10 protein-coding genes are annotated in these 9,493 nt (G+C 55.0%); 9 read left to right on the forward strand and 1 reads right to left on the reverse strand.

Annotation, left to right across the window (positions count from 1 at the left end; genetic code table 11):
• The first annotated feature begins 317 nt into the window (after positions 1-317).
• Together pstS and BBA01S_RS44495 are read left to right on the forward strand one after the other, a co-directional pair.
• Positions 318-1,346 (forward strand): phosphate ABC transporter substrate-binding protein PstS, encoded by a 1,029-nt coding sequence (gene pstS, locus BBA01S_RS36795; RefSeq protein WP_027820777.1) that lies wholly within the window; start codon positions 318-320, stop codon positions 1,344-1,346.
• 463 nt (positions 1,347-1,809) lie between these two features.
• Positions 1,810-2,154: a response regulator gene (locus tag BBA01S_RS44495; RefSeq protein WP_052392060.1), complete on the forward strand. Its 345-nt coding sequence runs from the start codon at positions 1,810-1,812 to the stop codon at positions 2,152-2,154.
• An 18-nt stretch (positions 2,155-2,172) separates the two neighbouring features.
• On the opposite strand, the gene BBA01S_RS36805 is transcribed toward BBA01S_RS44495, so the two are convergent.
• Positions 2,173-3,308 (reverse strand): IS3 family transposase gene (locus BBA01S_RS36805; RefSeq protein WP_156966230.1). Its coding sequence is split into 2 segments (ribosomal slippage): positions 2,173-3,044 and positions 3,044-3,308, totalling 1,137 coding nucleotides; the frame shifts between segments, so codons are not numbered across the junction.
• 160 nt (positions 3,309-3,468) lie between these two features.
• Between BBA01S_RS36805 and BBA01S_RS44500 the strand changes: the two genes are divergently transcribed.
• The 7 genes from BBA01S_RS44500 to hpnI all read left to right on the forward strand — a co-directional run bounded on the left by BBA01S_RS44500 (position 3,469) and on the right by hpnI (position 9,357).
• Positions 3,469-3,759, forward strand: coding sequence for a winged helix-turn-helix domain-containing protein (locus BBA01S_RS44500; RefSeq protein ID WP_052392061.1), 291 nt, complete (start codon positions 3,469-3,471; stop codon positions 3,757-3,759).
• An 11-nt stretch (positions 3,760-3,770) separates the two neighbouring features.
• On the forward strand, positions 3,771-4,091 hold the full coding sequence (locus tag BBA01S_RS44505; protein WP_042298497.1) for a hypothetical protein: 321 nt from the start codon (positions 3,771-3,773) through the stop codon (positions 4,089-4,091).
• A gap of 153 nt (positions 4,092-4,244) precedes the next feature.
• The gene (locus BBA01S_RS47365) at positions 4,245-4,781 is read left to right on the forward strand and encodes a hypothetical protein (protein ID WP_156966232.1); all 537 of its coding nucleotides are present in this window, start codon (positions 4,245-4,247) and stop codon (positions 4,779-4,781) included.
• A gap of 1,244 nt (positions 4,782-6,025) precedes the next feature.
• The gene (locus tag BBA01S_RS36835; protein WP_281177034.1) at positions 6,026-6,691 is read left to right on the forward strand and encodes a class I SAM-dependent methyltransferase; all 666 of its coding nucleotides are present in this window, start codon (positions 6,026-6,028) and stop codon (positions 6,689-6,691) included.
• Between the two features lie 222 nt (positions 6,692-6,913).
• Positions 6,914-7,159, forward strand: coding sequence for a hypothetical protein (locus BBA01S_RS47375; RefSeq protein WP_156966234.1), 246 nt, complete (start codon positions 6,914-6,916; stop codon positions 7,157-7,159).
• A 440-nt stretch (positions 7,160-7,599) separates the two neighbouring features.
• Complete coding sequence (locus BBA01S_RS47380) at positions 7,600-7,947, forward strand: hypothetical protein (RefSeq protein ID WP_156966235.1); 348 nt, start codon at positions 7,600-7,602, stop codon at positions 7,945-7,947.
• Positions 7,948-8,211: 264 nt separating this feature from the next.
• Entirely contained in the window at positions 8,212-9,357 is a 1,146-nt protein-coding gene (gene hpnI, locus BBA01S_RS36850) for a bacteriohopanetetrol glucosamine biosynthesis glycosyltransferase HpnI (RefSeq protein ID WP_027820783.1), read from the forward strand.
• Positions 9,358-9,493: the final 136 nt, after the last annotated feature.

A 9,493-nucleotide genomic window follows, 5' to 3' on the forward strand; every position in this document is an offset into this window, starting at 1 on the left:
AGATTGATCTTGATTTATAAGCAATCCGAATATGAACGGTGAAAGATAAATTTCCATACGCTGCTCGAATATAGATGGGAGCCAGAGATACCAATGGCGGACAACGTGACACATGGCAGATGTTGCTTGATCCTTCGCCGACCGGTCTCGCAGTTGCCAAATGCTCGAATTCGCTCGTGACGTCACCGTTTTGCAGCACGCGTGACGACGTTTGCGCCGTAGTAAAAATTGAGAACAATTCAACGTTCACGAAACTGTCACAGTCGGTGGCTATTTTCCGACGCCACCTACTTCGGGATTAAAATCAGGAGAGTTAGATGAAATTGAAATCCATTCCTGCTGTGCTATTTGCGCTGCTATCTGCGTCGACTGCGCAGGCTGCCGACATTACTGGAGCGGGCAGCACGTTCGCGCTTCCGATCTACACGAAATGGGCCGACGCCTATCAGAAGTCCGGCGGCGGCAAGGTGAACTACCAGGGCATCGGCTCGTCGGGCGGTATCAAGCAGATCGTCGCCAAGACGGTTGACTTCGCAGGTTCGGACGCGCCCCTGAAGGACGACGAACTGGCCAAGGAAGGCCTGTTCCAGTTCCCGACGGTGGTGGGCGGCGTCGTGCCGGCGATCAACGTGCCGGGCATCAAGGCTGGTGAAATCACGCTGTCGGGCGAAGTGCTCGGCGACATCTACCTCGGCAAGATCAAGAAGTGGAACGATCCGGCCATCGTCGCCCTGAATCCGAAGGTCAAGCTGCCGGATCTGGACATCGCCGTGGTTCGCCGCGCTGACGGTTCGGGCACCAGCTTCATCTGGACGAACTACCTCTCGAAGGTCAACGCCGAGTGGAAGAGCAAGCTCGGCGAAGGCACGACGGTCAGCTGGCCGACGGGTACAGGCGGCAAGGGTAACGATGGTGTCGCCGCCTTTATCCAGCGGCTGCCGGGCGCAATCGGCTACGTCGAGTGGGCGTATGCCACGCAAAACCACATGGTCTACACCGCCATGAAGAATGAGTCGGGTGCGGTCGTTGAGCCGGGCACGGATACGTTCAAGGCAGCCGCTGCAGGCGCAGACTGGAATAAGTCGTTCGACCAGATTCTGACGAACGAGCCCGGCAAGGAAGCATGGCCCGTCGTTGGCGCCACGTTCGTGCTGCTGCATACCGCACAAGACAAGCCGGAGCAGGGCAAGGAAACGCTCAAGTTCTTCGACTGGGCCTTCAAGAACGGCACGCCGGCTGCTGACAGTCTCAATTACATTTCACTGCCGCAGTCGGTCGTGAGTGAAATCGAGCAGCAATGGAAGTCCAGAATCAAGGACCCGAGTGGCAAGGCGATTGCCCAGTAAGTATCGGAAATGGGGGCGCGGGGTCAGCCGGATTTCGCGTCCGTTATTCTTGCGTATCCCGGCAGCTTCGTCTGCGCCCCAGGCGAGTATTTAGGGTGCAATCGCCTTTCCCGTAGACACTCAACGCCCGATTCCGCAGGGCGACCCGTCACCGCGTCGGGAATCCGCAAAACGTACAGGTCCGTCATCCCCGATTGCGCGATGCATAGATCGCATCCCACTCGCCACAACTCCCGCTTTTGCCCCACGACAATCTGTTCCGAATGGCTCGCGTCTCATCTGAACTATTGGATGACAATACGTTTTTTCTCCACATGAAGTCCAGGCGCAACGCAGGAGCGGGAGCAATTGATTGATTCGTTGGCACTCACCGACCGTTGAAAGTCACTTTGACCTTAACCAAACCTTAAGGCTCGGTTAAGGCTGTCAGCGTGAGAATCGCGGACGGAGACGGGAGGGCAATGTGAAGTGGCTATTGGTTGGCGATGACGAAACGGATGCGCTCGCTATCATCGAGCTGATGAGCGCGGGTCACGAGCCCGACTGGGCGAGTGGCGAACATGAAGCGAAACTCGGCTTGTTGTACCTGGCTCACGAACTCGTGCTCATCGATTTCGGGAGCGTCACTCTGAATCCATTGAGCCTGTTGCGCACCTACCGTCGGCATGGAGGCGCAGCAGTCGTCATCGCGCTTTTGCCTCGCGGTTTGCTGGATAGGCCTGCAATCGTACTTGAAGAGGGTGCCGACGACTATCTGATGAAGCCAGAGGTGGCCTCACTCGTTCGGACAGTCTTCCGAGATTTTTAAGTGGAACGTACGGGGCGGTCATGCTGCCAATTTGATCGCAGGCAGCGTCGCGAAGTATGCCTCATCCGGCGTGCGGTCTTCCAGACTCGAATGAGTTCGTCTCTGGTTATATAGATTGAAGTAATCGCCGATTGAGCGCCGGGCGTGGCCGACCGATTCATAGGCCTTCAGATACACCTCTTCATATTTCACGCTTCGCCACACGCGCTCGACGAACACGTTGTCTCGCCAGGTACCTTTGCCGTCCATGGACAAGCTGATGCCCCGGCTGAGTACGGCCTCGGTGAACACTGTCGCGGTGAACTGGCTGCCTTGGTCGGTATTGACGATCTCAGGTTGCCCGTACTTCGCGAACGCTTCTTCCAACGCATCGACAGCGTGCATCGCCTCCATCGTGATCGCTACGCGGTGGGCCAGTACCTTCCGGCTGGCCCAGTCCACCACGGCGCTCAGATACACAAAGCCGCGCGCCATCGGGATATAACTCGTATCCAGTGCCCAGACCTGGTTTGCCCGATTGATCGTCATGCCCCGCAGCAGATACGGCCAGATCTTGTGCTGCGCATTGCGTCGGCTCGTGTTCGGCTTGCAGTACAGCGCCTCGATACCCATGCGCTTCATCAGCGTGCGCACGCGCCTGCGGCCAATCTCATGTCCCTCGCGATGCAGCAGGCGCGCCAGCATCCGCGCTCCCGCAAACGGAAACTCCATGTGCAGTTCATCGATCCGGCGCATCAGCAACTGGTTTGGCTCGCTCACCGGTTGCGCCCGGTAGTACACGCTCGATCTTGCGATACCAACGAGTCGTGCCTGCTGCGAGACCGGCAATGCGTGCGTACGATCGATCATCTCTTTGCGCTCAGCAATCCCGCTTTGTTGAGCGCGCCGCTTAAAAAATCGTTCTCCAGCGTGAGCTGGCCGATCTTCGCATGTAGCTCCTTCAAATCGACCTGCGGCTCGCTCGCTGCCGTACCGCCTGCGCCAAACACGTCGGCGGCACGTTCCTGCAATTGCCGCTTCCATTCGGTGATCTGGTTCGGGTGCACATCGAACTGCTGCGCCAGTTCGGCTAGCGTCCGCTCACCCTTGACAGCAGCAATCGCCACTTTCGCTTTGAACGCGGCTGAGTGCGTCCGTCGGGTTCTCTTCGTCATCTTCAAGGTTCCTTTACCGGCATTATCGCCGGCTCAGGCCCCGAGCGCTCCACTTATCCGACTGTTCGAATTTGCGGGGCCACTTCTGCCGATTGCGCCGCATGATCTTCGCAAATCAGTGCGCCAGTCGATGTTGCGCCATCTTCATGATCGTGGAGCGATGTCGATAGGCAAGCTAGTTATCAACTCGGCCAAGCATCTCGTGACGCACGACGGCATGCCTGTGACGCTGAGACGCAATGAATACCGGCTACTGATTGCACTTGCCAACGACCCAACGCGGATTTTCACACGCACCGAGCTTGCTTCTCAGCTTTACGGAAGCAGACGCGCCGTGGCGGAGCGCGCAGTCGATCTCATCGTACATGGTCTGCGCGACAAGCTTGGTGTGCAGGCGATCCTGACAATCAGGGGTGTCGGCTACCGGATGTGCCATTCTGGGTGGCAGTGAGAACTTCCGGTATGCGGGAACTGAATCGCACGGTGCGGCGTGTCGAGTTTGAAAAAAGGAATATTTCCGGCTCCATCGATTCTGACGCTGGCAGGTCAATTGCCCGCATGACAGCAAAGACGCCGATATCGATTACACACTTTGCGATGATTTTTAGCAGCCAGGCTGCCAAAGAGCCAGCGGGGAACAATCAGGAAAACGACAAATTTCATGGTATTTCAGTCGGCTGGGCGGCAAGTACCACGCGAGCTGTGATCGACCTTGGCAGGTGGTCCTCATTCAGTGCGATTGACGAGTTGTCGTTGCGGTGGGCCGGCGCTTTCTTCAGGTAGCGCGGTATATGCAAGGCGGTCACAGTCATAAGCCAGCCTTAAGTCAGGTAGCGGTACATTGTCTTTCGCCCCACCGGGGAAGTCAGTTGATCAAACGTTGCAGATTGAATGTGGGACGGGCGTTCCCTCGTGGCATCAACAGTGAGGGAACGTATGACGCAACGCGTCAACGGTGACCTGCAGGATCGGCAACGCTGGCAAACTGCCTGGAGGGGCTACGAATCGCTATCGAACGGGAGGCTTTCGATGCTGAGAAGAAACGTGTTTCAGGTGCTATTGACTGCTGGTCTTTTCTCGTTTATGCAGTCAGCGCTGCCGGTTGAGCCAACCGCGGTAACGGTCCGCCTTTCAGACGGTGGCAGTACCGGGATGTCCCTGACCGTGGTGCCGTCGACCGTACCAGCAGGGCCAGTTGAATTTACGATCACGAACGAGTCGCGTGCTTTGAAGCACGAATTCCTGATTTTGCCCTGGTCCACTGATAGCAGTGCATTACCGTACGATCAAAAGACACAACAGGTTAACGAGAATCGCCTGAGCGAACTGCAAGGGGTGGAAGACCTCAACCCCCGCGAGACCGTCACGACCCGGCTTGTACTCAGGCCAGGCCGCTATGTCGCATTCTGTAACGAGCCAGGACATTTTCGCGATGCAATGCGTGCAACATTTAACGTCAGCTCGAGGAAATAAAAGCAGGAATCGATGCCGGTGAAATTGTGTTCAGTTTATCTGGCATGCCTATCAGTTTGTGTCGCGGCGTTATCTCGAGATCCGCTGATGATGGGAGCATGGTTGACTCTTCGTTTGCATGGGATTCATGGTTTGAACTTGTGAAGTTTGCGTTGAGCCTCGAGCGCTTTGATCAGTCGGGCTTTCTACGCGGCTGAACGTATCGGATCCTTATGGTTTTGCGATCCCAATGAAAGCAGGTGATGCGGCCCGGCAACGCACCGTTTGGGCGCTTGCCACGTTGAAATTTGCACATAGCGTTTCACTGGATGGGATTCCGTTCGACAAATCGCTATTCCCACATCACGCTTATGGAGGGAGGCGCATTCGTCGGCCAGCATGGCTGATGGAGTCGGACTCTGCGGACTCGATACCGGTGGTCTTCGTATCATTCTGTCGTGGTCAGCCTTTGGGCAAACCAGTGGCATTTTTAAGCGAGTCTTTGATAAAGCAGACATGCATTCGTGCGACCAGTTGGTGTCGCATTGAACGCTACGGGCGCGCTTCTCTTGGCGGACTACTTGGGCAGTGCGTTATGGCGAGTCGTGCCGTGACACCGGCAGGCGCTTAAATGCTCTGACGCCAGATCAATAATCTGGTCGATGGCCTCAGCCAAGCGGTAGGTCTGCGTAGACAACATTGATTGCTGGCAGCCACGCTCTAGATTGAGGGTTATGGAGCTGGCCGCGCGCCAATGCACACTTTCTCATCGTTCCAGGTTTGTGTTGTGCCACAAGTATGCGTAATGAAAAGAATCGGCACTGCGTAAGCGTCAAATTGCGTTGTCCGAAACTTTGCAACGCTGGCGTCCGCAGCACATACTACATATACATAAATTGTTACCTATTAGATTGGCCGTGCTTCTGAATTAGTCAGCTGGTCGCGGTGCTAAGAAAGCCTTCAGCCTGAGAGCGTAGGATACGGTCGTTTACAATGGCCTGGGTGCTTCATGTCGTCGAAAATATATCCCGATTCCGCCCATGATGAATGGTCCACATGGATACTCGATCGCCGTCATGGTGGTGATCCAACGTATGAGAATAATGTTCATTCAGAAATTACGCAGTATGCAGACCACATTCTTGACTTCGTAAACTTATCGCCCGGCATGACGCTAGCCGATGTCGGGACGGGTAGCGGCCTTGTAGGATTCAGGGCAATCGAGCGGGCGGGTGCAACGGTCCGCGTGATCATGACCGATCTGTCTGCAGCTTTGCTCGGGCACACAAAAGAAGTGGCGAAGACCTTGGGCGTCGAAAGCCAGTGTTCTTTTTTTGCGCGGCAATGCAGAACATCTGGACGGTATCGGTAACGAAACAATCGACGCATTGACGATGCGGGCTGTATTGGCATATGTAGATGACAAGCCACAGGCAATGAGGGAAATCTATCGCGTACTCAAATGCGGCGGCCGGTTTGCCGTGGCAGAGCCCATTCTGCGCGATGAAGCACTCGAAGTCTGTATGCTCAGGCAACTGATCGATTCGCATTCAATCAATACAGACGATCCATTCTTTCCACTTCTTCTTCGCTGTCGATCCGCACAATTCCCGGACACAGAGGCCGGGCTGAAGTCATCGCCGATTACAAACTACGGCGAGCGCGATCTCGTCAGATTCGCGATTGACGCCGGGTTTACAGATATTCATCTTGAATTGCACATTGATGTGCAAACCGAAGCGTCCCTTCCATGGGAGACGTTTGTACGCACGTCTCCTCATCCACTTGCACCGACGCTGGAGGATATCTTTCAAAACCAGTTCACCCGCGATGAGCGTAATTATCTCGAAATCCGAATGCGCGCGATCTTCGAGAGCGGCAAACAGATGGGAGCGGCACGAATCGCCTATTTGACGGCACGGAAGCCATGACTCGAACACTTGCTGTGGAGTGAGGGGCGCCGTCGTATGTGGCTTGCCACGAGCCATGGCCCTATATTGAACCGCGCTTGTCGGAGTAGTCCTGTCAGCGTCGACCGTGTTCGCGGCAGTGCTTCGAGGAGCCGCGGCACGGTCAATGGTAATCAGGTGCTGTATAACATTACGCTCTAATGTTGATCAATTGGCCGATTAACTGGCCGCTGGAGTTAACAGTTGGCGTCGAAGCTGGGGGGATGCGCTCGAGCCGCCGTCATCAGCGTCGCCGTCCATATCGGGCCCTACCTCGCCGGCTTCGCCGCCTTTCGAGATATTCTGCGTCTGGTGGTACTGTGGCGCAACGCTAGTGTTGCCGATGGACGAGATCGTCATAATTTTTTCCTTCGAGAAGATGAGCACAACGTTATGCCCACTCGCGTTATCGACAATTCTTTTAGCTACTTGAGTTTACTTTTTCCATGATTGATTTTTGATGAAGAACAAAAAATATCCGATAACATGAAGAATGACAATTGCTTAAGGAAACCTTCACTTTTTTTGTATATGCGTTGAAAGTTATAGGTATGGATTTTCAAATTTGATGATTGGGTCGATCTGACTTCAACCTGCGAGCAATGGCCGAACGTTACATGCGCGGTGGAGATCAATCTCCCCGAGTTTTTGCGCTGGCTTCACGTTCGTATCTTGACGGTAGTTTTATCGAGGTAACCGCAATTCATGCGGCCGTTATGCATTTTTATGCGCCGGGCATCGATCGAAAATACCCTCAGTCTTTCTTCAGCTTCACAGGGTATGATGTGTCCGATAAAACGCGTTTCTTGTGCGCATGCTCTGCGTATGTTCGTCCACACTTTCCCGGTACGCACCGGGATCAAGAACCCGCGACATAGAGGGGGCTAGTGATGAACGCCACTGCTATCGTTGAATTTCGCACGCATCTTCTTGTTGCTTCGCTGATTGCAACGATTCTCCAGGGACTGGTTATAGGTGGCATGCTTGTTCTCGAAATGCCAGAAGCCTGGTTTACCTCATCGGTCTTTCGCGCTGCCTCCATTTGTATCGTAGTTGCTGGTGTGGTGGCAGTGCGTTATGTTGCTGCGGCTGCCTTTCGAGGCGCTCATCGCCGAGGGCATTTGTCGTTGGATGCGACGGGGCACAATCTCATTGCGATTTCAGATGTGTGCCCTTATGCACAACTTGTTCTGCTTCATATGCGACTGAATCGCCGGCGCTACGGAGCTGTTGTCTGATCCTGACCGCGTTTGCATGATCGCGTCCAGCCATGCTCTGAACGTGGTTCTTGAACCGTGTATGAAAACTACGGGGCGGACTCATTGGCCAAATCTTCTGGATCTCTTCGAGAAAGTCTTTCCAACTGGGGCTGGAGATGCCGCAGGCGGGTCTTGTCCACCGTCGCACCGGGGCGCCGTGTCGTTCTATCCCTTGTTCTGCTTACCGCACTGGGTCTGGTCCTGCTGTGCGCGAAAAAAAACGAGACGCCAGACTTCAGTAGCATGTTATTGAATTTTCTTGCAATCGCGTCCGGAATCGGCGTCGTTGGTGCACTCAGTTACACCATTTTTGCGACTTCGCGGATTGTCCAGTTTTTTTCCCAGGCACCCGTGGTGGCAAACTGCTTCCCTGATGTCACGATTTTGAAACCGTTGCACGGAGACGAATGGCAGCTCGCGGCGCATCTTGAGTCGTTTATCGAGCAGGACTATCCCGGGAAGGTGCAGTACATATTCGGTGTGCATGACGGGGAGGATAAGGCACTCGCTACATTAGAGCTTCTTCGCCATCGCTATCCGGGTAAGCAGATATCGGTTGTGATTGATACCCGGTTATATGGGCCCAACCGGAAGATAGCGAATCTCGTTAATATGCTTGAGCACGCAACCAGTGATGTTTTGTGTTTCGCTGACAGTGATGTTCTTGTTACTCCCGACTATTTGCGTGCAATCGTCAGCGAACTTCAGGTGCCGGGAGTTGGTCTGGTTACGACGGTCTACCGAGGTCGTTGCTCCGTAGACTTCTGGGCGCACGTGGCTGGCGCGCTGACCGATTATCACTTTCTGCCTGGCGTAATCACGGGACTGGCTCTTGGTCGCGCCCGGCCCTGTTTCGGACAGTCTATCGCGATGATGCGGGGGACGCTCGCGGAGATCGGGGGGCTCGTCCAATTTGCCCACCATCTCGCTGAGGACCATGCAATTGGAGAAGCTGTACGACGTGCCGGCAAGCGTGTGACGGTTTTGCCGAAAGTTGTCCTGCATGCCTGTACCTATGGAACTTTCCTCGGTATGTTCCGACACGAATTGCGTTGGAGTCGCACGATACGCGCAGCTGATCGCTGGGGGCATGCTGGCGCCATACTGATGCATCCACTTCCACTGGCAATCCTGACCACTATATTTTCGCAGGGCGCAGATATATCGTGGATCGCGCTCTGTGCGTCGCTTGGAGCGCGTGTCGCGTTGGTCTACACAATCGACCGGGTGACGTGTCAGAGGTCGAAAGGATTACTCTGGCTTCCTCTATGGGACGTTCTACAGTTTGTGATCTACATTGCGAGTTTCTGTTCATCCTCTGTGGTCTGGCGCGGAACGCGTTTCCGTGTTGACCGTAGTGGCATGCTTTCACCCGATCGGGAAAGATGAGTCAGGGCATTCGGACGCTCTGGGCATAGCCAGGCAAGCCGCGCTGGCGTTCTGGCATGGCTCCCTGGCTGTCCCTGCCGACACCGCGCTGGGAGTTCCGTACTTCAATCGAGAAGGCCGGACTCGCGGCGAGGTC

Source organism: Paraburkholderia bannensis NBRC 103871, assembly GCF_000685015.1.
Classification (GTDB): domain Bacteria; phylum Pseudomonadota; class Gammaproteobacteria; order Burkholderiales; family Burkholderiaceae; genus Paraburkholderia; species Paraburkholderia bannensis.